Raw genomic sequence first — 22,573 nt, forward strand, 5'->3', positions numbered from 1 at the left:
ATCGAAAGGAAGGATTAACCATTCTTCGGCAAAACTTGGCACCAGTTCGTGAGTGGTGTTTGCCAAGGAAAATCCATGTATTCGCGCCAGTTTCTCTTCTTATGCGGCCTCGCCGCCGCGGCATTGTCTCCTGTCGCAGACGTCGCTCCGGCAGCCACGGCCGCAACACGCGACAAGGCCTTCTTCGAATCCGTCACCGGCTCGTGGAAGGGCCCCGGCGAGATCGTCGCCGGCAAGTACAAGGGCACGAAATTCACCTGCAACCTGACCGGTGAACCCACCGGCGACGGCACTGCCGGCATCAAGCTCGACGGCACCTGCCGCGTCGGCGTCTTCAAGCAGCCGATGTCCGCCGTCATCTCGCAGACGGGCTCCACCTACAAGGGAAAATTCCTCGACGGCGCCGCCGGAAAGGGTCTTGACGTTGTCTCCGGCGCCGTCACCGAGGATACCGTCGTGGTTGGCATCAACCGCGCCAAACTGAACGGCGCAATGATCGCCCGCGTGCGTGACGACAAGACGATGAACGTCACCGTCTCGGTCAAAGTCGAGAGCCAGATGATCCCGGTCATCGGCCTGACATTGACTCGTCAGGTCGACGAAATGGCCGTCGGCTCCATCCAGTAGACGGTGCATGACGGATTTTCCTGAAGCGGTGGGTTTCCCGCCGTGTCGCGTATTAGGATCCGTGCTTCAGGCGCGCCGCCACCAGTCGCCGCTGTCATCGGCGACCTCGATGCCGGTCACGTCCGCCTCGAGCAGCCAATCGCTGACCGGCCGGCCCCTGACGAGAAGGCCTGGGGCGATATCAGCAAGCGGCATCAGGACGAAACCGCGGTCAGTCATACGGGGATGCGGCAACTCCAGCCGCGGCGCCTGCTGGACGACATTGCCATAGGTCAGCACGTCGATATCGAGCGTACGCGGTCCCCAGCGCTCGATACGCTCGCGTTTCATCTCGCGCTCGATCGACAGGCAAACGTCGAGCAACGCCTCTGGAGGGAGCCGGGTTTCGACCGCAGCGCAGGCATTGAAGAAGAACGATTGGTCCGTTTTACCCCACGGCGGCGTGCGATAGAGCCGCGACACGGCGGTGACACGACAGTCGTCGCACCCGTCCAGTCTCTGCAGCGCCGTGGCCATCGCCTTTACCGGATCGCCGATATTGCCGCCGAGGCCGAGTGTGGCCGATTGCGATGGAGCCTCAGGCAAAATGCTCAACACTCACCTGCACGAAATCGAGCACGCCGGGCACCGGCGCATTGGGCTTGCGCACTGTGATCTTCGCCCGCCGCACCTGCGGGAACGTCTGACAGAGGCCCTTGGCGATATCGAGCGCCAGGGCTTCGATGAGATAGCGTCGCTTGCCGGTGACGATCTCCTCGATCACCGTAAAGGCAATGCCGTAATTGACGGTGTCGTTGATCGAATCGCTTTCCAGCGCCTCGCCCGCGACGACATCGAGCTCGGCATCGACGAAGAAGCGCTGACCGAGGAATTCCTCCTCGTCATGCACACCGTGGCGCGCGAAGAAGGCGCAGTTCTGCAGCGTGATCGTGTAGGTGGTCATGTCGGCCGCTTCCTCTCGAATTCCTGGCGCGCATTCAGCATAGCATCGGCGATAGCAAGCGCATCCCTGTTGATTGCGACATTGTGCACCCGGAAAACCGCAGCCCCTTGAAGCCTGAGCAGCGCGCTTGATGCGGCCGTCGCTGCGTCCCTCTCCGGCGCCTCGCGCCCCGTCACCGCACCGAGGAAGCGCTTGCGTGACGTGCCGGCAAGCAGCGGCAGACCGAAGCGCGACAGTTCGGAAAACCGCGCCATTAGCTCCAGGTTTTCCTCCGCCGTCTCCTTGGCGAAGCCGAATCCCGGATCGAGCACGATCCGGTCGCTGGTAACTCCGGCCGCGGCGGCGATCGCCAGCGACCGTTCGAGGAAATACGTCTGGTCGGCAATCACATCGGCAAGTTTGACCCTGTCGCGGCCGGTATGCATGATGCAGAGCCCCGCCCCGGTGGCCGCGGCCACGTCCGCGATACCTGCATCTTTCTGTAGTCCGAAGACGTCGTTGACAATATGGGCGCCGGCGCCGACCGCCAGCCGCGCCGTCTCGGCACGGTACGTATCGATCGAGATCAGCGCCTCGGTACGACCGCGCAGCGTCTCGATCACGGGCAACACCCGCGCCTGCTCTTCCGAAGGGCTGACCGACGCCGCACCCGGCCGAGTCGATTCGCCACCGATATCGACGATCGCAGCACCGTCGCTGACCGCCTGCAATGCGTGTTCGACGGCGGCATCGACGGTTTCAAAACGTCCGCCGTCGGAGAAGGAGTCCGGCGTCACATTGATGATCGCCATGATCGCCGAACGACGGCCGAGTTCGATTTCCCGGCCATGGCCGACACGCCAGAAACTGCCTTCGAGCCCTGTCACCAGACTTGTCCTATTGATGACGAAAAAAGCCGCCATCCGATATTGCGCTTACGGTGGCTATGCCCCAAGCTCCTGCCGATTTCAACATGGGTTGCGTTCAGAATGCCGCTTGCAATGCGCTATATGTGCCTTCCTGTCGCCTTTTCCATTGCTCTTTCCCTCAGCAGTCCAGCGGCAGCTGAAGTGATCGCATCGAAAAGTTATTCCTATTTCGACATCCACGGCAAAACCGCCGATGAGCTAGACCGGGAACTCAGCCGCCGCGGCCCGACGGCGAGCGGTTCGTCGGCACGCCACCCCGGCGCCACCAAGATCCGCTTCGGCGGCGAGGCCACCTATATCCAGGATGACGGCCGATGCCGCGTCGGCAATGTCAAGGTCACGGTTCACACCCAGATCATCCTGCCGCGCTGGAACAGCCGCAGAGGCGCCAGCAAGGAGCTGTCGATGATATGGGACGCATTGTCGAGTGACATCAAACGCCACGAGGAGCGTCATGCCGAGATCGCAAGAGATCAGGCCCGCGCCATGGAGCGCGCCATCCGCGCATTGCCGCAGCAGCGCAGCTGCGAGGCCATGCAGGAGCTCGTCTCCAACGAATCGACTCGCGGCATAGAGGAGCACGATCGGCTGCAGGCGCGATTCGATCGGGTTGAGGCGGTCAACTTCCAGAAGCGCATGCTGAGGTTGCTGAAAAATCGAATCAACGGTCGAGCCGGCGGAAAATAAGGCTTCTTCGAGCTGATGACGAGCAGAAAAACTTAGCGGCGCAACGAAACTTGTGCGAAACTTACGCCTTCCCCAGCGTTTTATTGGTCATTTTTCATCCTGGCAGACTCAACCGGAACGCGTTAATATGAACACATTCGAAAGTTCAGGTACGGCATCTGGACTTTCCTCGCTGGGTTCTCCTGGCGCGTTCCGAAGCCGCGGATGTTCCTCCCTCATCCGTTGGTAATGCGCCCGCCTCGCCTCGCTCGCACCAGCGCGCGAGGCGTCTTTTTTGTGGTAATGATTGGCTGATATTCGCCTCCGAAGATCGGACTCCGATTTTCGGGACAATGTGCTGGCAGCGATATCTCAGGCCTGGCGTTCGGGCACGTGCACGACAAGCCCGTCATAGGCCGCCTTCATCCGGATCTGGCAGGAGAGCCGCGAGGTCGGGCGCACGTCGAAGGCGAAGTCGAGCATATCCTCTTCCATCGCTTCCGGCTGGCCGACCTTCTCCGTCCATTCCTCGTCGACATAAACGTGACAGGTGGCGCAGGCGCAGGCGCCGCCGCATTCGGCCTCGATGCCGGGCACCGAATTGCGCACGGCATTCTCCATCACGGTGGAGCCTTGGTCGACGTCGAGGTCGAAACGCGTGCCGTCGAAGGCGACGATGGTAAGTTTGGGCATCAGGACTATTTCCGGTCTTCAAATGGGTGGGCGGAGTTTCTTCCGACAATTCGACGCGTCAGTCAACATTCGGAAATCCGCCTAACCTCGCAGATCGGGCCTTCGCCCGCCGTCTTCAAAGCGTCATCTGGGACGTCGCAAAAAGACCCGTGGTTCCGCAATGAAACAACGGGCCTCGTTCGATCAACGAAAGAAGAGTCGGAGGTCAGCCGCGGCAGAGCTTGAGAATGAAATTCTCGGCGTCGAGGACGGCAGCGCCGAGCGCCGCCATTGCGCCGGCATCGCCGCCGGTTTCCTCGACGACCTCAGCCGTCTGCGAAACGCGGAATGCGCCGACCGAACTCGCCGCTCCTTTCAGCCGGTGCGCAGCCGCGCCGACACGCACGGTTTCGCCGCTTGCCATATCGTGGAGGCACGCCCGCGCTTGGCGCGCAAACATCTGAAGGACTTCGATTTCCAGAGACTTGTCGCCCATTGTCTGTTTCGCGAGATGGACGAGATCGATCGGCCGTACCTTCGAGGGACACGGCCCTTGTCCATTATCAGGCGCCTCGAATACGATTTTCAATGCTGCCAGCTGGCCTGCCATTTGCCACGTCTCCCGTCTCACATCGTCCGCACTTGCTACAGTTCTGCGTCAGGAGGGTGGCCATCGCGTTAAATTCCGGCACATCGGGCGTCGAAATCTCACCATATGGTTAACATCCGTTAAACATCCCTAAATTATTGGTTTTTAAGCAGGCCTTCGGATTCAAAGGTGTTAACAACAAGTTAAGAAGTCGCGAATCTCAAGCCTTCATTAATTGTGTGCTGAGCCCAGATGTGTCACTACGATACTGGTGGAGCGGGTTTATGGTACGCGCCTTTGCCGAGTGAGTGGATAATGGTAGTGTTTTGATACCTTCCGTTTGAAAAAGCGGCTATCTACTCTGAAATGACATGCTTATCCGTCCGCGGTCTGGATGGAGAGCCGTAACGGCAAAGTTGTCCCCCGGCAAGGCGGAAGCCGGGGATGTGCTACCGGGCCGGCCGACAGTAACGAGGCGTAATCGAATGGCGAATAACAAATACAATGAGTCGATCGAGGACAAGGCGTTCAAGGCGTTGGACGAGGCGCTCCAGATCGACTTCGGCAAGGATAACGTGCCGTCTCGCCGCGGCGACGCGCCTCAGGCGCCGGAGGGAAATGTGTCTGATCCATCGAATGCGCGCAATCAGCAGGCCCAGGAAGAAGCGCAGCGCCGCAACCGCCGCGGCGCCGGGGCCGAGCAGGCCTCCCGAGCGCCGGCCTTCGCGCCCGCCAATGATGCCAGCCGCAATACGCCCGCCTCGATCCTAAAATCCTTCGACGGCGCCTCCAGCCGCTCGGCAGTGCGCACCGCTACCTTGTTTTCCGTGCTTTGGGTCATGGCGGGCCTCGGCCTGATGTCGCTGATTTATACGCCGCAGATCTGGCAGATCCGCTCGATCGCCGATCTGGTTGCCCTGCCCGGCGTTATTACCGGCCTCGTCGGCATCATCATTCCGGTGATGATGTTCTATGCTTTCGCCATCATGATCTCCCGCGCTCAGGACATGCGCAACGCCGCCCGCTCCATGGCAGAGGTGGCATTGCGCCTGGCGGAGCCGGAAACCATTGCCTCCGAACGCATCATGACCGTTGGCCAGGCGGTGCGTCGCGAGGTCTCGGCCATGAACGAAGGCATCGAGCGCACCATCGCGCGCGCTTCCGAGCTGGAAACGCTGGTCCATTCAGAGGTCAACGCGCTGGAACGCTCCTATGCGGACAACGAGTTGCGCGTGCGCGGCCTCGTCCATGAACTCGGTTCGGAGCGGGAGGCGATCGTCAACCATGCCGACCGCATCCGCACCTCGATCGGCAGCGTCCACGACCAGCTGAAGGAAGAACTGTCGCTGGCGACCGAAGAGATCGCCGTGCGGCTCGCCACGTCGGGGGAAGCCTTCGCCTCGCTGATCGACACGCGCGCGGCGACGATCCTGGAAAAATCAGACAGCGCCCTGCAGTCGATGGGCAGCCTGCTCGCCGCCAAGACCGACAGCCTGCTCCAGACCCTCAACGCCTCCGGTTTTGCGCTCGCCACCGAATTCGACAACCGCCTCGAGGCGCTCTCCGTCAACCTCAATGAACACGGCGAAAAACTGCTCAGCCAGTTCGAGACGCGCGCCTCGACCATGGACAGCAGCACCGAGAAGCTGAACGCGGCTCTAAACGAGCGCACGCATCAGCTCAATGAAATCCTGATCGCCCGCACCCGCGAGATCAACGAGAGCCTGACATCGGGCGAACGCACCATCAGCGGCACGCTCGACGACGTGCTCTCGAAGCTGAACAGCGCGCTCGATGAGAAGGGCGCAAGCTTCCGCCAGAGCCTGCAGAGCACCGCCGACGACGCCGTCATGGATCTTGATCTGCGCTCCGGCTTCTTCGAAGAGCGCCTGCAGACGACCGTTGCCCAGCTGTCGACCGCCTTCGACGAGCGTGTTGCCGAATTCACCAGCGCTTTCGACAAGCGCACCGGGTCGCTCGACACCAAGCTGATGGAGAGCCTTGCCCGCATCAACGAAACGCTGACCGGCGGTTCGGATTCGATCGAGGGCATTTTGAACTCCAATATCGACCGGCTCGGCTCGTCGATGACCGACCAGTCGCTGGCGCTTGCGGCGGCGCTCGCAACCGGCCATGAAGTGCTGGAGAGCACGCTCAATAGCCGCACCGAAGAAATCACCACCGCACTCACCAGCCGCACCGGCGAGCTGACCTCGGCGCTGCAGAGCGCCACCTCGGACATCGCGCTGGCGCTGGCATCCGGTACCTCCGACCTGCACAACAATCTTCAGGCCCGTTCAGCCGAATTCCGCGATACGCTGCGCACAACCACTGCCGACTTGACCGCCGCCGTTGCCGCCGGCACCGAGCAGGTCACGACGGCCTTCGGCGGCCGCGCCGAGGAACTCACCAGCGTATTGACAGCGCGCGCAGCAGAAATCCGGGACGCGGTTGGCACAGCCCATGAGCGTATCGACAGCGTCATGGCGGAGCGCGGCGGAGCGCTGATCGATGCGCTGACCACCCATCACGGCCGCTTCGAGGAAGCGCTGACGACCCGCTCCGACGCCATTATCAACGCGGTTTCCGGCACCCATGACCGTCTTGCGGAAACGCTCGACGAAAAGGCGATGGCGCTCGCCATCTCTTTGAACGAGAGCCAGGCCCGCATTGAGGATACGCTCGAAACCCGCTCCGAGGCGCTGCTTAACGCCGTTTCCGGCACGCATGACCGCCTCTCCGAAACGCTCGACGAAAAGGCAATGGCGCTCGCCATCTCTTTGAACGAGAGCCAGAGCCGCATCGAAGACACGCTGGAGTCCCGTTCCGCAGCCTTCCTCAACGCCGTCTCAGGCACGCATGATCGGCTGTCGGAAACACTGGATACCAAGGCCGCGGCCCTGACGACCTCGCTCGACGAGCGCCATGCCCGCATCGAGGACGCGCTCGGAACCCGCGCCGAAGCCTTGTTGAACAGCGTGTCCGGCACGAGCGACCGGCTTGCCGAGACCCTTGATGAAAAGGCGATGGCGCTTGCTATTTCCTTGAACGAGAGCCAAGCCCGCATCGAGGAAACGCTCGAAAATGGTTCCGCAGGGCTGCTGAACGCCGTCTCCGGCACGCATGACCGGTTTGCCGAGACGCTGCAAGGTAAGGCGGCAGCTTTTGCCAACTCGCTGAACGAAACTCAGGCACGCATCGAAGATACGCTCGAAACCCGCTCCGCGGCCCTACTGAAAGCCGTATCCGGCACTCATGAGCGTCTCTCGGAGACCCTCGATGAAAAGGCGATGGCGCTTACCATCTCACTGACCGAAGGCCAGGCTCGAATCGAGGACACGCTGCAGACCCGGTCGGCGGCGCTGCTGAATGCCGTTTCAGGCACGCATGACCGCCTGTCGGAAACGCTGGACGAGAAGGCGATGGCGCTCGCAATCTCTCTCAACGAGAACCAGACGCGGATCGAAGACACGCTGGAATCCCGTTCCGAGGCTTTCCTCAAGGCCGTCTCCGGTACGCATGAGCGTATCGCCGCGACCCTCGAGGAGAAGGCATCGGCACTTACCGCCTCCTTGAACGAAGGCCAGAGCCGTCTGCAGGACACGCTGGAGAGCCGCTCGGAATCCTTCCTCAATGCAGTTTCCGCCACCCATGACCGCCTGTCCGAGACGCTCGACGATCGGGCGATGGCCCTTGCCATTTCGCTGAACGAGAGCCAGAGCCGTCTCGAGGAGACGCTGACATCCGGCGCCGATGCGATCACCAATGCGGTCTCCGGCACACATGAACGCCTGAATGGCGTGCTCGACCAGAAGGCCAGCGCGCTGGCCGCCTCGCTAAGCGAAGGGCAGATCCGCCTCGAGGAAGCCCTGGGACACCGCGCAGCCGCGCTCGTCGGTGCCGTAACGGCAAGCCATGATCGGCTCACCGATGCGCTCGACGAAAAGACCATGGCGCTCGCTATTTCACTCGATGACAACCAGAGCCGATTCGACAGCGCCCTCGAAGCCCGCAGCAATGCAATCATGGAGGCTGTCACCAGCGCCGAGGCCCGCGTCGCCGGCGCCTTTGCCGACAAGACGGACGCCATCCATAACGCCTATGCCGATAATCAGCGGCGGCTTGAATCCGCGCTCTCCGAGCACAGTGCGGTGATTTCGGGGGTTCTCGATGCGGGCGGTGCTCGCTTTGAAGGTCTCGTCGGCGGCTTGACCGGCCGCATCGAAGGCCGCCTCAGCGATGCCCATGCGCGGCTTGGGAGCCTGGCCGAGGAGGCCGCGGCGCGCATCGAAGGCGGGCTCGCTTCCGCCCATGAGCGCATCCGCACGACGCTTGAGGATCGCGGCAATGCCATCGAGCTGTCGCTGAGCCAGGCGCATGCGCAGATCAGCGATACGCTCACTGAACAGGCGACCAGCATCGGCACTTCGGTGGCGACGAGCGTGAGCATGCTCGAAATGTCGCTGGAAGACCGTGAAGCCTCGATCCGTCAGGCGATCGATGCCGGCGCCCAGACATTGGAAGATCGCATGCGCGCCGGCGCCGGCCAGATCGCCGGCCGCTTCCAGGAGGCGGCGAACACGATTTCGAGCTCCGCCCAAGACCTTTCCGCCCATCTCGACCAGTCGGTTGAGAACCTTGCGGGACGTCTTGAAGAAACCGGTTCTCGTATGGAGGCCGGCCTTACGGCGATCGAGACCCGCATCCGCGACGGCGTCGGCGGCGTTGCCGAAAAGGTCGAAGCCGCCAGCAGCCAGCTCTCCGGCGTGCTTGCCGAAGGCATTTCCCGCCTCGGCGCGCTCGGTGACGACGCCACCCGACGCATCTCGGCGACGCTCGAAGGCAGCGCTTCCAATCTTACACAGGCAATCGACAGCCGCACCGCCAATCTCGCCGAGACGTTGGACAGCCGCACGACCACGCTTGCAGGCGCCATCGAGGGCCGCACGGCAAGTCTCGGCGAAACCCTGGACCGCGGCAACGCACGCATCGAGGAACGCCTCTCCACTATGGATCGCGCGTTAACCGTCGGCCTCGACGCCGTCAACCGCACCATCGAGGGCAAGGCCGCCGGCCTCGCCTCGACGCTGCGCAGCGCGGTGGCCGAAGCAGCCCAGGGAATGGAAGGCGAAGCGACGAGAACGACGGAACTGCTCGGCAAGACCGGCCAGCAGTTCGCCGAGGATCTCAATGCGAAAAGCGACGAATTCACCCGCACCATGGATGAGCGCTCTTCGCAGATCGTCACGCGGGTTGCCGAAGCTCAGAACCGCCTGGCAACCCAGGCCGCTGCCGTCGCCCAGACCTTCTCGGAAGCCGGCAATGCCATCGTCAACAAGGTCGCCGAGGCGGAGACCGTTGTCGGCACGCAGGTCAATGCCATTTCCAGGGCCCTGTCGGACGCCGGCCAGTCTCTCGAGGCGCGCGGCAATGCCATCCGCACGACGCTGTCGGGGGCCGGCAGCGAGATTTCCGCCACCATGGCGGATGTCGAGCGGGCGCTCGAAGCGCGCAGCAGCGCCATCCGCTCCAATCTCGAGGAGCGCGCCCGCGAGATCGATACCTCTCTCTCCGACGTCGACCGGGCGCTTGAAGCGCGCGGCAACTCGATCCGCTCGACGCTTGAGGAACGCACCCGCGACCTCAATTCGATGCTGTCAGGCCGCTCTGTCGAATTGACCCGCATCCTTGACGAAACCGCCCGCCCGATCATCGATCGCTACACCGATGCCGGCGAACAGGCGGCTGCCCGCATTACCGCCGCAGCCAATCTCAGCGCCGACCGTCTGCGCGCCGAGAACGAAGCGCTCGCCAGCGCCGTAGCCGCCCGCACCGAGAATGTCGCCAACGCCGTCAGCGCCATCGAGAATAGCCTGGTCGGCAACGTCAACGGCCTGGTTCAGCGCATGTCGGAAAGCAGCGCGGCGATGGCGATGATGATGAACCGCGCCGCCGAACACTTGGCGAGCGTCGACGGGCGTCTCGGCGAAACCACGACCCGCTTTGCCGACTCCGCCACCAAGGCGGCCGAAATGGTCAACGCATCGACCAGGCTTCTCGAAGGCAAGGTCGACCGCCTCTCCGACATCTCTGGCCAGACGCTGGCCCAGGTCGGCAGCATCATCGGCCGCTTCGACGAACATTCCAAGGTTCTGACCCAGGCCTCGCAGCTTCTGGGTGCCGCCCAGTCCAACCTCGCCTCGACGCTCGAGGAGCGTGAAGGCGCGCTGCAGGCCCTCTCCGTCAGCCTGGTCCAGCGCTCCGATGAGATCGAAAAGACCATGCGCGGCCTCGGCGACATGATCGAAACAGTGTTCGAGCGGGCCGAGCAACGCTCCAACCAGGTCACCGGCAACCTGCGCCAGGGCGTACAATCTTCCTTCGCCGATATTGGCCGCGTTCTGACGGACACCGAGAAGCGCGCTCAGGAGGCCGCCGAGACGATGCGCGAGGCGATCACCCGCGCCGGCGACGAGGCCAATACGACGATCGACAGCACCTTCGCCAATGTCGAACGCCGTTCCGGCGATCTCTCCAATCGCATTCGCGGCGGCCTCACCGCCTCCTTGTCGGAAGTCGAGCGCATGCTCGGCGAAGCCGGCCGCGCCTCCGACGGTGCTGCCCAGCACATGCGGGAATCGCTGCGCGAGGCGATCGAAGATGCCGTCGGCCGCTTCTCCGGCGCTACCGAGGACATCCGCCGCTCCGCTGCCGACATCCGCAACGAGCTCGACGCCACCCGCGCCGAACTGAAGCGCGGCGCCTTCGACCTGCCCGAGGAAGCCAAGGAAAGCGCCTCGGCCATGCGCCGCGCCGTCGCCGAACAGATCAAGGCCCTGCAGGATATCTCGCAGCTTGTCGGCCGCTCCAGCCAGCAGCTCGAAATCTCCGAACCCGCCGCCCGCTCGCTTGCCCAGGCGCAGCCGGCTCCGCGCCCGGCTCAGCCGATCGCAGCCCAGCCGCCGCAGCCGGCAGCGCCTGCGCCGATCGAAGCGGCAGGTCTGCGCGGAACGATTACGCCGTCCGCTTCGGCCGCCGCTCCTCAGCGGGCCGCTCAGCAGCCAGCCCCCACTCGGCAGGAATTGGGCCGCCAGGAACCGGCCCGGGAAAGCGGCGGCTGGATTAGCGATCTTCTGCGGGGCGCATCCCGTGAAGAGGCCGCGGACCAAGCGCCGGCCCGTGCTCCCGCCCGCTCGGCGGAAACCGCCGCACCGGCCGCACGCAGCAACGACAGCCGCAATCCGCGCCATGTCGTGGAATCGCTGAATTCGCTCTCCGTCGACATCGCCCGAGCCATCGATCACGATGCGTCGGTCGATCTCTGGCGCCGCTACCAGCGCGGCGAGCGCGATGTCTTCACCCGCCGCCTCTACACGCTGAAGGGCCAGCAGACCTTCGACGAGATCAAGCGCAAATACGACCGCGAACCGGAATTCCGCACCGCCGTCGACCGCTATATCGGCGATTTCGAAAAGCTGCTCGCCGACGTCGCCCGAACCGACCCGAACCAGACAGTCACACAGTCCTATCTGACGTCGGATACGGGCAAGGTTTACACCATGCTCGCCCACGCAGCGGGCAGGCTGAGATAGAGTCTGGCCGATATCGTGGAAATGAAGCCGCCTGAACATGTGTCAGGCGGCTTTCACTGATGCCGGGGGTGTGATCTTCTCCCCAGCCTGGAACCGCGAACAAGATGACCAAGGCCCTCCTGATTATCGACGTACAGAATGCAATTCTCTCCGGAAAGGCAACGCCGGAGCGCCAGCCCGAGGTCGATTCCGCACTTGATGAGACCGTTGCTCGGCTGGCGTTGCTCAAGGAAAAAGCGCGACAGGCCGGCGTGCCGGTCGTGCTGGTGCAGTATGATGGCGACAGCGGTCATCGATTGGCCGTGGGCACGCCGGGATGGGCGCTGCGTCGGGAGATTGCGCCGCAAAAAGGTGAGATCGTCGTGCGCAAGAAAAGCGCCGACTCCTTCTTCGGGACCAATCTTGCCGACCGCTTGCAAGAACGTTCGATTACACATCTCATAGTCGGCGGCTGCATGTCGCAATTCTGCGTCGACACGACCGTCAGGCGGGCCGTTTCGCTCGGCTATGACGTAACCTTGGTTGCCGACGGCCACACAACCGGCGACACGGCGACCCTCACCTTCTCCGAGATTGTCGCCCACCACAACGAAACGCTTGACGGTTTCGATGCGGGCGACGCGACGGTGAAGGTCCGCCCCGCCGTCGATATTTGCTTTTCATAAAGGTCTGGCCACAACACCTGACATCAAATCGGAAGCAAGCGCTCGGTCCTAAACGTGACGACCAAAGCCTAGTAGATCTCAGGCACATCCCTCGCAGCCGTATCGACCATGATCGGCCTCTGCCCCAGTCGCCATATATCCAGGGGCCGAGACAAAAGGTATCATCTGTGGATAGGCCTTTTTTATTGCCCGCCTTCCTTCATTCCGTCACAAACTTTTTCGATCCGCTTGCGTTTAAAGCCAACGGCTCCTCGGCCGCGCAACGAAAGAGACAGCAATACCGATGACCACGACGACATCCCGGCTTCTTGCCATCGCGCTTTCGTTCACCCTGCTGATGGGCGATTTCATTCCGGCTGAGGCCGGTCAGGCAAGCTTTGTGATTGATGCGCAATCCGGTCAGGTCCTTGAAGCCTCCAACCAGGACGATCTCAACTATCCCGCGTCGCTGACCAAGATGATGACGCTTTATCTCGCCTTTGAGGCGCTGCACGAGGGACGTCTCAGCTGGGACCAGAAGCTAACCATGTCGGAAAATGCCGAGAGCAAGGAGCCCTTCAAACTCGCTATTGGCGCCGGCCGCCAGGTGACACTGCGTGAAGCTGTCGAAAGCATCGTGGTATTGTCCGCCAACGATTCTGCCGTGGCGATCGCCGAACATCTCAGCGGCTCCGAACAGACCTTCGCCAGAACGATGACCGACAAGGCGCACCAACTCGGCATGAATGATACGGTTTTCAAGAACCCTTCGGGCCTGCCTGATCCGGAGCAGGTCACCACGGCGCGTGATATGGCGACCCTGGGCGTCTCGCTGATGCGGGACTTCCCCGAGGAGTTCAAGCTCTTCTCCATGCGCGGCTTTAAGTTCCGGGGCATGAAACTGCGCGGCCACAACAATCTGATGTACCGCTATGACGGCGTCGATGGCATCAAGACGGGCTATACCGATGCCTCAGGCTACAATGTCGTGACCTCGGCGCTGAAAGATGGCCGCCGCGTCGTCGGCGTCGTCATGGGTGAAAAGACTGCAAGCCTGCGCGACGACAAGATGGCGAGCCTCCTCGACAGCACGCTGCCGTCATCGCCCACCGCCACCGCCTCCACCACGCCAGGCAGCCAGCCTGCAGCGACGATGACGGATGCGCAGCCGACGAAGTAACCGGCATGCGACGTTGAAGGATGGCGACACGTTTTGCTACCGAAAAGCCACTTCCAGGTTTTGCCGGTCTTGCGCGATCACTCGGCAATTGGTTTCGAAACCTTCGCCCTTGATGGCAAGAGTGAATTCCGAGGGGATGCCCGCCGTATTCGAAACCGAAATGCCTGCGCTCTCCGCGCCGATCGATTTGACGGTGCAGTCGATAGTCGAGCGCCGGTCGTTAAATAGGATCGAGCCTGCCTTCAGCACGCGCCGCCGCGCGCCAATGGCGTGATCGGCGTGAATGGAACTCCATGAGACGCAGCGATTGCGCCCGCCCTGTTTTGCCTGATACATCGCCGCATCAGCTTGAGCGAGCAGTGTTTCGATGTCTCTGCTGACGATAGATAGCGCCGAAGTTCCGAGGCTTGCCGTGACGGTCAGCGAGCCGTGATCGCCGAAAATGACCTGCGAGGCGATGGCGGTTCTGAGTTTTTCGGCGACGGCGGCCGCTCTCTCCCGATCGACATGCGGCAGAACGACGGCAAATTCCTCACCCCCGATACGGCCGAACAAATCACCGGCGCGAAGGGTCGCCCTGCAGATCGATGCGACCGACTTGAGAACCGCGTCACCTGCGGCATGCCCGTACCCATCGTTCACCTTCTTGAAATGATCGATGTCGAAAACGATGCAGGACAGGTCATGCTGATGGCGCAGCGCGAGGGAAATCAGCTGATCGGCTTCCTGCTTGAAAGCTCGCCGCGTCATGGCCTCGGTCAGGCTGTCGGTAGCGGCAGACTGCATGAGTTCGAGGCGGTCCATCGCTGCTCCCGCCAATTCCTCGAGAATACAAAGATCTTTGCTGCCGAACGATCTGGGCCGGCGATCGATGGCGCACACGGTTCCAATCATGTGGCCGGCCTTCGTTCTGAGTGGAACGCCGGCATAAAAGCGGATATGGTCCGCGCCCGTGACAGCAGGATGCGTTGCAAAGCGCAAATCCTTGCTGGCATCAGGAACGATGACAGGCTCGTCACAGTCCACCACGTAGCGGCAGAATGTGTCTTCGAGCGAGACCTCGTCGCCCGACATGCCGGAACAGGCCTTGTACCATTGCCGGTGCGCATCGATCAGCGACACGATGCCGATGTCGGCGGAAAATACCTGCTTTATAAGGCGGACGATTCGCTCGAAGCCTTCGTCCTTGGGCGTGTCGAGCAGATCGAGTTGCTGCAACGCTGCCAGCCGTTCCTTTTCTCGCTGAACCGCTTCAGATGACGACTTTCCGAATACTCGTGCGACCACCATGCAGCATGCCTCCTGACAGCGCTAACACGACGCTTTCCACAAATTCATGAATAAATTTAATACGATGAACGCCTCAACCTCGTGGCGCCAATATTTTTTCCGTATCGGCAACCCTTGATTTCCAAGCTGCACCCGCGAAAACGCAATCTCAGATTGCGCGCAGCGTCCAGCCGACGATCTCCGACACCACCGTCGAAAAGGCGCGGTCGAGACCCTTGACGAAGCCCACGTTGTCGCCGCCGGCCGGCGTCATGGCGCGGAACACCTTCTGGGCGCGCACCGAGCCGTTGCGGTCGTTGAGAATCTTGGCGGAGATTTCGACCACCGCCTGGTTGCCGCTCGAGGCGTCGATTTCGAATGCGCGGATATCGGTGACGATCTGGTAATCGATCGCCAACCCCTGCCCCGGCATGCCGACGCCGCCGAGCTTTCCGGAATTCTCGAAGGCCTCGACCAGTTTCGATTGCACGATGCGCGGCAGCTTGTCGCCCCACTGCGCCCGCGACAGATACTGGATTTCCGACGGCGAGACGCGGATAACGATCTGATCGCTGTCGAGCGATCTGAGTGCCGTCGGGCCGGCAATCAGGATCTGGCGGGATTTGGCAGCAGGTCCATCGCCATCGACGGCCGCAGAGAGATCATAGGTATCGTTCTTGGCTGAAGTGCCACAGCCCGACAGGATCAACGCAGTCAGCGGCAGCGCGATCGCCGTTCCCCTGATCCACGAACGGCGCGACAACAGATGCGATGCGACCATACTGGGCTACCCCTGACTTTCCCTGTTAACGCCGCGTCCGGCCGTCGTACTGTTTGACCGTGTCCCCGCCGAAGATCAGGCGTTGCGGATTGCGGTCGAAGTTGCTGATCGTATCGTTGAGATTGCTCACGGTTCCGCGCATGTCGTTGATGAGGGTCTGCACGTCGCGCAAGCCGCCGCTCGAGAATTTCTGAAGATTATCGGCGATCGGACCGATTCGCGAGTTCAGATTATCGGCCACCTTCTTGAAGGATTCCAGCGTATCGCGCGCCTCGGCGAACAGCGATTGCGTGTTGTCGGTTCCAAGCAGCGCATCGACCTTGATGAGAATGCCGTCGATGCGTGTCGAAGCCGAATTCAGCTTGTTGGCAAGCTGCGACACGTCCTGGATCGTCTGGTCGATATCTTTCTGGCGCAACGAAACCGTATTGGCGACGTCGCGGATCGAGGCGACTGCCGCACGCGCATCCTTTGTGGCTTGCGAAATATCGTCGACCGAACCCTTGATCTTCGCCGGGTCGATCTGGGCGACGAGCGTATCGACGCGGTCGAGCGTTGCCTGCGCCTGCTTGCCGAAATCGTTGAAGGTGGTGGCCGTCTCGTCGAACTTCTTGATCGCGCCCTTGAGATCGCCTGAGGCATCGGCGACATTGGCGGTGATCTTCTCGGCATTGGAGACGATATTATCGACCTTCTTCGCGTCGACGGCCCTGACCAGCGATTCCACCGCCTGAAGAGTCGAATCGACACGCCCGGAAACCGCCTTCACCGTGTTGGAGAGCTCACCGACGCTCTGCAGGAAGGCGTCGATATTGTCGGAATTCTTGGCCAGCGCATCCGAAAAGGTTTCGGCATTCTTGAACGTCTGGGTCAGCGGAGCACGCGAATCTTCGATGAAACCCTGAAGTTCGCCAACCGCGTCATTGGCGCGATCAAGGATCTTATCGGCGGTCGCCAGGAGATTGGTGACGCTCGACTGGTCGGCGACGATAACGGCGCGTTTGCCGTTTTCGATCGCATGTTTAAGGATACTCTCCTCACCCTTGCGGCCGCCCGACAGTTCGATATAGGCGGCCCCCGTCAGGCCCTGAATTTCAAGCGCGGCCTTGGTGGAGGGGTAGATCGGTGCGTCTGTGCGCACCTGGGTGAAGGCCAGCGAATATTGCGGATCGTCGGCATCGATCGACAGCGTCTGCACCGAGCCCACCTGGATACCGTTGAAGCGCACCGGTGAGCCGACGCTGAGCCCGTTCGCCGAGCCTGGAATACGCACGATCAGCTCCGTCATCGGGCCGCCACGGCCATATTCGGCCATCCAGTAGACGAAGCCGAAGGCGGCCGCGATCACCAGCACCGTGAAAAAACCGACAATCGTGTAATTGGCTTTGGTTTCCATCTATCCGGTCACTTCCCGCCGCTGCCGTTGCCGTGCCGCGCGCCATTGTCCTGCGGCACGATCGACCGTGCTCGCTTACCTCTAAAATAGGCCTGCACCCACGGATCGTCATAGGCCAGCATGTCGTCGATCGTGCCTTCCACCATTACTCGCTTCTTTCCGAGCACGGCAATACGGTCACAAACCGAAAACAGGCTGTCGAGATCGTGCGTCACCATATAGACGGTCAGTCCGAGACTATCGCGCAGGTTGGCGATCAGTTCGTCGAATTCGGCTGCGCCGATTGGGTCGAGACCGGAGGTCGGCTCGTCCAGGAAGACGAGCTCCGGATCGAGCGCCAGCGCGCGGGCAAGAGCTGCGCGCTTGATCATGCCCCCTGAGAGTTCGGACGGGTATTTGTCGGCGGCATCGGCCGCGAGGCCCACCATGCGAATCTTCAGATGCGCCAGCTCATCCATTAGCGAGTGCGGCAGATCGAGATATTCGCGCATCGGCACCTGGATGTTTTCCTTGACAGTCAGCGACGAAAACAATGCGCCCTGCTGGAAGAGCACGCCGAGCCGCATGTCGAGCGCGTTGCGCTGCGGCTCGTTGAGCTCGTCGAAGTCCTGGCCCAGGATCTTGATCGTGCCGGAGCGGCGCGGCAGCAGCCGCAGCACCGTTCGCATCAGCACCGATTTGCCGGTGCCCGAAGCACCGACGAAGCCGAGGATCTCACCGCGATAGATATCGAGATTCAGTTTGTCGAGCACCACCTTGGAGCCAAAGGCGACGGTGACGTCGCGCGCCGAAAGCACGACATCCCTGCCCCGTCCTTCGCTTTCGATCGGCTGCTCGTCCACCCTGCCCGCCATACTAGAAGTTGATCGCTGCATAGAACATCGCAAAAAGCCCGTCCATCAGGATGACGACGAAAATCGCCTTCACCACCGAGGCCGTCACGTGCTGGCCGAGCGACTCCGCACTGCCACCGACCTTCAGCCCTTCGACGGCGGCGACGATGCCGATGACGAGCGCCATGAATGGCGCCTTGATCATGCCCGACAGCACGGTTGACAGGGTAATCGCCTCGTGCAGTCGCGCCAGGAAATTGGCGAAGGTGATACCGGAGTAGCCCCAGGCGACGACCGCAGCCCCCGCCAGCGAAGCGAAATTCGCCAATACTGTCAGAAGCGGCAGCGCGATGGTCAGCGCCACCAGCCGCGGGAAGATCAATACGCCGATCGGGTTAAGCCCCATCACCTTCAGCGCGTCGATTTCCTCGCGCATCTTCATCGAGCCGATTTCAGCCGTGATCGCGCTGCCGGAGCGCCCGGCGATCATGATCGAAGTCAGCAGCACGCCGATTTCGCGCAGCTGCAGAATGCCGACCAGATCGACGACGAAAACCTCCGCCCCGAAATAACGCAGCTGGAAAGCGCCCTGCTGGGCGATGATCGCGCCGATCAGAAACGACATCAGCAGGATGATCGGAACGGCGCGAACCCCCATATGATCGATCTGGTTGACGATGGAGGCCGGCGAGACGCCACTGCCGCGGCCGAGCTTCATCTGAGCGCCGCGCACCGCCGAACCCAGGATATACATCGAGGCAGCGAGATTATCCCAGATATCGTAAGTCATCTTGCCGATCGGCGCCAAGATGCGCGCGGCAAGCGAGACCTTCTCCTTCTGTTCCGGCTCCGGTTTGGCCGGTTCCTCGGAAAACATCTCCAGCATTTCATCAATATGCGGATTGGTGCCGACGAAGCGCACCGTGCGCCCGGCTGCTTCCTCCTCCTTCTTTAGCCGGCAAAGAAGCCAGATGCCGGCGGTATCGATCTCCGATATATCAGAGAGGTCGAGCGTCAGATTGCCGGTCTTCTCTCGCCGAAGCTTTTCGAAGTCGCGCAGCACAAGATGCACATAGGCGCTGCGCCAATTGCCGCTGAGACGAACATGCTGCCCCGAACCATCTGGCCGGTCGTCCACTTGCAGTGAGGCGGCGTTGCGATTCTCGGCGTTCAAGATACTTGTGTCTTTCAAGGCTTACGGCGACATTGCCGACTCGCGAAGCGGATCGCCGCCGGCGCGTCAATATACAGAAGCAACGTCCAATTTCCATGCTCGCAGGATAGCAATAATGCCGCGCACCCTCGATATCCAGATGAATTCCTTTCCGATTGCCGGGACCTTCACCATCTCGCGCGGCGCAAAGACTAAGGCCGAGGTCATTAGCTGCGAAGTCACGGAAGAATGCGCGCAAGGGCACGGCGAATGCGTGCCCTACCGCCGCTACGGCGAGACCATGGAGAGCGTCTTGGCCCAGATCGAGGCAGCGCGCCCGCTGATCGAATCCGGCATTTCGCGCGACGACCTCTTGTCGGCGATGCCGCCGGGTGCCGCACGCAACGCCGTGGATTGCGCTCTCTGGGATCTCGAAGCAAAACGGACGGGCCAAACGGTCGCCGCCCGCCTCGGCCTCACGGCGCTCAAACCGCTCACGACAGCCTACACCATCTCGCTCGGCGAGCCGGAAGTGATGGCCGCGCAGGCGCGCGAACATGCCGGTCGCGCTCTGCTCAAGGTCAAGGTGGGAACCAGCGACGATGAAAGCCGCATCCGCGCAGTCCGCGCGGCCGCACCCGATGCTGCGATCATTCTCGACGCCAATGAGGGCTGGCCGGAGGCGGTGCTGGAACGTCATCTGCAGATCGCCGCGGAGGCGGGCGTTGCCCTCGTCGAGCAACCGTTGCCGGCAGGCCGCGATGCGCTGCTTGCCGAAATCCGCCGCCCGCTGCTCGTCTGCGCCGACGAGAGTGTGCATCACACCGGAGACCTCGCAAGCCTTGCCGACCGTTATGATGCGATCAATATCAAGCTCGACAAGACAGGCGGCCTCACCGAGGCCTTGGCGATGAAGGCCGAAGCGGAGAGGCTCGGCTTTTCGATCATGATCGGTTGCATGGTCGGCACTTCGCTTGCGATGGCGCCAGCCATGCTGCTCGCGCAGGATGCCGATTTCGTCGATCTCGACGGCCCGCTGCTGCTTGCCCGCGACCGCCAACCCGGCCTGCGCTACGCCGCTTCCCTGGTCTTTCCGCCGGAAAGCACCCTCTGGGGCTGAAGATAGTAGGCTGAGATGACCAGCCCGAGGCCGGAAAGCGCGACGAGCGCCATGACGTAATAGCTGACAAGGCCGAGCCAGGCGTAGAGGTAGCCCGAAGCGATGGTCATCAACCCCATCGCCATGCCCACATAGAAGAAATAGGCGCCCTGCGCCGAGGCCTCCTGCGTTTCCTGCACCGTCGCCACGATTCTCCGCTGCACGCCGGTATGCACGAAGGCATAGGTGAAGCCGTGGAAACATTGCAGCAGGAAGAAGCCGGCAAAGCCGGCATTCATGGGAAACAGGATCCAGCGGCAGACGCTGATGGCGCAGCCGAAGCGGATCAATGTCCAGGCATTGAAGCGCCGATTGAGACGCTTCGACAGAAAGAACACCGTCACCTCCGAAGCAACGCCGGCGCTCCAGAGCAAGCCGACCTCGGTGCCGGAAAAGCCGAGCTGATGCCAATAAATCGAGGAAAAAGCATTGAGCACCGCGTGGCTCGACTGCTGGATGGCAACTCCGATCAGGAGCAGCAGCAAATGTGGCTCGCGCAACCCGCTGCCGGTGGCGGCCGGCAGGTCGATCGGCTGGCCGCGCCGCCGTGTGGGCCCGATCCGCGGACAGAAGATCGCCATCGCCACCGTCATCGTGAAGCCGAACACCATGACGACGAGCACCATGCCGCCGCCCCCCCGGCCGATCAGCTGACCGCCGAGGAGCGTCGAGACGATGAAGGCAATCGAGCCCCATACGCGCATCGACCCATAATCGAGCCCCCAGCGGCGCACGCCTGAAATGACAATCGATTCGACCACGGGCACATAGGGCGCAAAGGTGGCGCCCTGCAGCGCGAAGACGATTGTCACCGGCCAAAAGCTGGTCGTCCAGTAAAGCGCGATCGCCGTCAGCAGCGACAGGCCACCCGACCAGAGCAGCACGGTGGCGCGCTCCTTCATGCGGTCGGCCACCATGGCGACGACAGGTGCCACCAAGACTCGAACCACCATCGGTATGGCGAGAATAATGCCGATTTCACGGTCACTGAAACTATGGGTTTGCAGCCAGACCGGGAAAAATGGCAGCACGACGCCATTGACGAGCAGCGGCGCGCAATAGGACAGCGCGCTGAGCAGCCGGAAGCGCGGCGGCGCTCCCTCACCCGGAGAATGTTGAGCGGGAATCATCGGTGGACCTGAAGGAAACTAGATGTTTTCCTAACACACCACCGCGGGGGGCGACCATTGCGAGAAATAGCCGTCCGGAAACGTTTTAGAAAATAAATTGGGCCTGTTACCTCGCGGTAACGGCTAAATTGCTGGCGAGCCGCCGCGACTGCGCCGGCTGTAAAATCACGCTGCCTGCGCGGCGAGTTCCGCCTCTTCGAGACGCTCGACTGCGGTAAGCGCCGGCACTGCGCTAGCAAGCGCTCGCCAGGTGATCAGTTCGAACGTGCCGTCCTCATGCTCTGCAACCGCTGTGCAGCTTTCCACCCAGTCGCCAGTGTTGATGTAACGGATGCCGTCCATCTCCTGGATGACGGCGTGGTGGATGTGGCCGCAGATCACCCCGTCGGCTCCGCTCTTGCGCGCCTCTTCAGCCACGACGCGTTCGAACTCGCCGATGAAATTGACCGCATGCTTGACCTGCAGCTTCGCCCAGGCGGAAAACGACCAATATGGCATGCCAAGGCGACGGCGTACGGCGGCGAGCAAGATGTTGATGCGGATTGCCGTATCATAGGCCCAGTCACCGAGATAGGCGAGCAGGCGGGCGTTGCGGACAACGACGTCGAACTCGTCGCCGTGCAGGATCAGGTATTTCTTGCCGTCCGCGCCGTCATGCATCATGCGCTCGACGACCTCGATGCCGCCGAAATGCATGCCCGGGAAGTCGCGCAGGAATTCGTCGTGATTGCCGGGGATGTAGACGACGCGCGTGCCCTTGCGCGCCTTACGCAGCAGTTTCTGGACGACGTCGTTGCAGACCTGCGGCCAGTACCAGCTGCGCTTCAGGCGCCAGCCGTCGACGATGTCGCCGACGAGCACGATCGTATCGGCTTCGTGGTAGCGCAGGAAATCCAGCAGGAAATCAGCCTTCGCGGCCTTCGAGCCGAGATGCACATCGGAAATGAAGAGCGTGCGGAAATGTCTGGGTTCCATCATGTCTGTCACGAACAGTGCTCGTGCCCCATCTTTCATCTAGCCTTCCAAAACCA

At 61.9% G+C, this 22,573-nt stretch carries 18 protein-coding genes; 6 read left to right on the forward strand and 12 right to left on the reverse strand.

Going from position 1 to position 22,573, the window contains the following annotated elements; all coding sequences use genetic code 11:
- The first annotated feature begins 75 nt into the window (after positions 1 to 75).
- Positions 76 to 627 (forward strand): hypothetical protein, encoded by a 552-nt coding sequence (locus tag PH551_RS16600; protein ID WP_285193811.1) that lies wholly within the window; start codon positions 76 to 78, stop codon positions 625 to 627.
- A 66-nt stretch (positions 628 to 693) separates the two neighbouring features.
- Here the strand turns inward: PH551_RS16600 and folK are convergent, their stop codons facing one another.
- Genes folK through folP form a run of 3 tightly spaced genes read right to left on the reverse strand, consistent with a single transcriptional unit; the run spans position 694 to position 2,436 of the window.
- Entirely contained in the window at positions 694 to 1,212 is a 519-nt protein-coding gene (gene folK / locus PH551_RS16605; RefSeq protein WP_285193855.1) for a 2-amino-4-hydroxy-6-hydroxymethyldihydropteridine diphosphokinase, read from the reverse strand.
- Complete coding sequence (folB, locus tag PH551_RS16610) at positions 1,205 to 1,570, reverse strand: dihydroneopterin aldolase (RefSeq protein ID WP_008525873.1); 366 nt, start codon at positions 1,568 to 1,570, stop codon at positions 1,205 to 1,207. Before folB ends, folK begins: the two co-directional genes overlap by 8 nt.
- Positions 1,567 to 2,436 (reverse strand): dihydropteroate synthase, encoded by an 870-nt coding sequence (gene folP, locus PH551_RS16615; RefSeq protein ID WP_285193813.1) that lies wholly within the window; start codon positions 2,434 to 2,436, stop codon positions 1,567 to 1,569. The genes folB and folP overlap by 4 nt, the downstream gene beginning before the upstream one ends.
- Positions 2,437 to 2,538: 102 nt before the next feature.
- Between folP and PH551_RS16620 the strand changes: the two genes are divergently transcribed.
- The gene (locus PH551_RS16620) at positions 2,539 to 3,165 is read left to right on the forward strand and encodes a DUF922 domain-containing Zn-dependent protease (protein ID WP_285193814.1); all 627 of its coding nucleotides are present in this window, start codon (positions 2,539 to 2,541) and stop codon (positions 3,163 to 3,165) included.
- Between the two features lie 351 nt (positions 3,166 to 3,516).
- Here PH551_RS16620 and PH551_RS16625 read toward each other — a convergent pair whose 3' ends face one another.
- Together PH551_RS16625 and PH551_RS16630 are read right to left on the reverse strand one after the other, a co-directional pair.
- Complete coding sequence (locus PH551_RS16625; RefSeq protein WP_011425597.1) at positions 3,517 to 3,837, reverse strand: 2Fe-2S iron-sulfur cluster-binding protein; 321 nt, start codon at positions 3,835 to 3,837, stop codon at positions 3,517 to 3,519.
- Positions 3,838 to 4,042: 205 nt separating this feature from the next.
- Positions 4,043 to 4,426 (reverse strand): Hpt domain-containing protein, encoded by a 384-nt coding sequence (locus tag PH551_RS16630; protein ID WP_285193815.1) that lies wholly within the window; start codon positions 4,424 to 4,426, stop codon positions 4,043 to 4,045.
- 464 nt (positions 4,427 to 4,890) lie between these two features.
- Here PH551_RS16630 and PH551_RS16635 point away from each other — a divergent pair, with 464 nt between their 5' ends.
- The 3 genes from PH551_RS16635 (at position 4,891) to PH551_RS16645 (ending at position 13,821) form a co-directional block, all read left to right on the forward strand.
- Positions 4,891 to 11,997 carry an apolipoprotein A-IV repeat region-like domain-containing protein gene (locus tag PH551_RS16635; protein WP_285193816.1) on the forward strand — a complete coding sequence of 2,369 codons (7,107 nt, stop codon included), beginning with the start codon at positions 4,891 to 4,893 and terminating at the stop codon, positions 11,995 to 11,997.
- A 104-nt stretch (positions 11,998 to 12,101) separates the two neighbouring features.
- Positions 12,102 to 12,662 carry a cysteine hydrolase family protein gene (locus PH551_RS16640; protein WP_285193817.1) on the forward strand — a complete coding sequence of 187 codons (561 nt, stop codon included), beginning with the start codon at positions 12,102 to 12,104 and terminating at the stop codon, positions 12,660 to 12,662.
- A 283-nt stretch (positions 12,663 to 12,945) separates the two neighbouring features.
- Entirely contained in the window at positions 12,946 to 13,821 is an 876-nt protein-coding gene (locus tag PH551_RS16645; protein WP_285193818.1) for a D-alanyl-D-alanine carboxypeptidase family protein, read from the forward strand.
- Between the two features lie 36 nt (positions 13,822 to 13,857).
- On the opposite strand, the gene PH551_RS16650 is transcribed toward PH551_RS16645, so the two are convergent.
- From PH551_RS16650 to PH551_RS16670, 5 genes are all read right to left on the reverse strand, one after another.
- The gene (locus tag PH551_RS16650; RefSeq protein ID WP_285193819.1) at positions 13,858 to 15,111 is read right to left on the reverse strand and encodes a sensor domain-containing diguanylate cyclase; all 1,254 of its coding nucleotides are present in this window, start codon (positions 15,109 to 15,111) and stop codon (positions 13,858 to 13,860) included.
- 148 nt (positions 15,112 to 15,259) lie between these two features.
- The gene (locus tag PH551_RS16655) at positions 15,260 to 15,871 is read right to left on the reverse strand and encodes an ABC-type transport auxiliary lipoprotein family protein (RefSeq protein ID WP_085778358.1); all 612 of its coding nucleotides are present in this window, start codon (positions 15,869 to 15,871) and stop codon (positions 15,260 to 15,262) included.
- A gap of 25 nt (positions 15,872 to 15,896) precedes the next feature.
- Complete coding sequence (locus tag PH551_RS16660) at positions 15,897 to 17,267, reverse strand: MlaD family protein (protein ID WP_285193820.1); 1,371 nt, start codon at positions 17,265 to 17,267, stop codon at positions 15,897 to 15,899.
- An 8-nt stretch (positions 17,268 to 17,275) separates the two neighbouring features.
- Positions 17,276 to 18,121: an ABC transporter ATP-binding protein gene (locus PH551_RS16665; RefSeq protein ID WP_085778360.1), complete on the reverse strand. Its 846-nt coding sequence runs from the start codon at positions 18,119 to 18,121 to the stop codon at positions 17,276 to 17,278.
- 1 nt (position 18,122) lies between these two features.
- Positions 18,123 to 19,292, reverse strand: coding sequence for an MlaE family lipid ABC transporter permease subunit (locus PH551_RS16670; RefSeq protein WP_285193821.1), 1,170 nt, complete (start codon positions 19,290 to 19,292; stop codon positions 18,123 to 18,125).
- Positions 19,293 to 19,389: 97 nt separating this feature from the next.
- Here PH551_RS16670 and dgcA point away from each other — a divergent pair, with 97 nt between their 5' ends.
- A complete protein-coding gene (dgcA, locus tag PH551_RS16675; protein ID WP_285193822.1) occupies positions 19,390 to 20,373 on the forward strand; it encodes an N-acetyl-D-Glu racemase DgcA in 984 nt (327 codons plus the stop codon).
- On the opposite strand, the gene PH551_RS16680 is transcribed toward dgcA, so the two are convergent.
- Both PH551_RS16680 and PH551_RS16685 read right to left on the reverse strand, forming a co-directional pair.
- Complete coding sequence (locus PH551_RS16680) at positions 20,325 to 21,542, reverse strand: MFS transporter (RefSeq protein ID WP_285193823.1); 1,218 nt, start codon at positions 21,540 to 21,542, stop codon at positions 20,325 to 20,327. The genes dgcA and PH551_RS16680 overlap by 49 nt on opposite strands.
- A gap of 165 nt (positions 21,543 to 21,707) precedes the next feature.
- The gene (locus tag PH551_RS16685; RefSeq protein WP_183700440.1) at positions 21,708 to 22,520 is read right to left on the reverse strand and encodes a UDP-2,3-diacylglucosamine diphosphatase; all 813 of its coding nucleotides are present in this window, start codon (positions 22,518 to 22,520) and stop codon (positions 21,708 to 21,710) included.
- Positions 22,521 to 22,573: the final 53 nt, after the last annotated feature.

Source organism: Rhizobium atlanticum (assembly GCF_030182485.1).
In the GTDB taxonomy this organism is placed as follows: Bacteria; Pseudomonadota; Alphaproteobacteria; order Rhizobiales; family Rhizobiaceae; genus Rhizobium.

What these genes read in the sequence shown, in the direction of transcription:
- PH551_RS16600 (WP_285193811.1), top strand. Translation starts at nt 76, where the DNA reads ATGTATTCGCGCCAGTTTCTCTTCTTATGCGGCCTCGCCGCCGCGGCA.
- folB (WP_008525873.1), bottom strand. Translation starts at nt 1,570, where the DNA reads ATGACCACCTACACGATCACGCTGCAGAACTGCGCCTTCTTCGCGCGC.
- PH551_RS16620 (WP_285193814.1), top strand. Translation starts at nt 2,539, where the DNA reads ATGCCGCTTGCAATGCGCTATATGTGCCTTCCTGTCGCCTTTTCCATT.
- PH551_RS16625 (WP_011425597.1), bottom strand. Translation starts at nt 3,837, where the DNA reads ATGCCCAAACTTACCATCGTCGCCTTCGACGGCACGCGTTTCGACCTC.
- PH551_RS16630 (WP_285193815.1), bottom strand. Translation starts at nt 4,426, where the DNA reads ATGGCAGGCCAGCTGGCAGCATTGAAAATCGTATTCGAGGCGCCTGAT.
- PH551_RS16635 (WP_285193816.1), top strand. Translation starts at nt 4,891, where the DNA reads ATGGCGAATAACAAATACAATGAGTCGATCGAGGACAAGGCGTTCAAG.
- PH551_RS16640 (WP_285193817.1), top strand. Translation starts at nt 12,102, where the DNA reads ATGACCAAGGCCCTCCTGATTATCGACGTACAGAATGCAATTCTCTCC.
- PH551_RS16645 (WP_285193818.1), top strand. Translation starts at nt 12,946, where the DNA reads ATGACCACGACGACATCCCGGCTTCTTGCCATCGCGCTTTCGTTCACC.
- PH551_RS16650 (WP_285193819.1), bottom strand. Translation starts at nt 15,111, where the DNA reads ATGGTGGTCGCACGAGTATTCGGAAAGTCGTCATCTGAAGCGGTTCAG.
- PH551_RS16655 (WP_085778358.1), bottom strand. Translation starts at nt 15,871, where the DNA reads ATGGTCGCATCGCATCTGTTGTCGCGCCGTTCGTGGATCAGGGGAACG.
- PH551_RS16660 (WP_285193820.1), bottom strand. Translation starts at nt 17,267, where the DNA reads ATGGAAACCAAAGCCAATTACACGATTGTCGGTTTTTTCACGGTGCTG.
- PH551_RS16665 (WP_085778360.1), bottom strand. Translation starts at nt 18,121, where the DNA reads ATGGCGGGCAGGGTGGACGAGCAGCCGATCGAAAGCGAAGGACGGGGC.
- dgcA (WP_285193822.1), top strand. Translation starts at nt 19,390, where the DNA reads ATGCCGCGCACCCTCGATATCCAGATGAATTCCTTTCCGATTGCCGGG.
- PH551_RS16680 (WP_285193823.1), bottom strand. Translation starts at nt 21,542, where the DNA reads ATGATTCCCGCTCAACATTCTCCGGGTGAGGGAGCGCCGCCGCGCTTC.
- PH551_RS16685 (WP_183700440.1), bottom strand. Translation starts at nt 22,520, where the DNA reads ATGATGGAACCCAGACATTTCCGCACGCTCTTCATTTCCGATGTGCAT.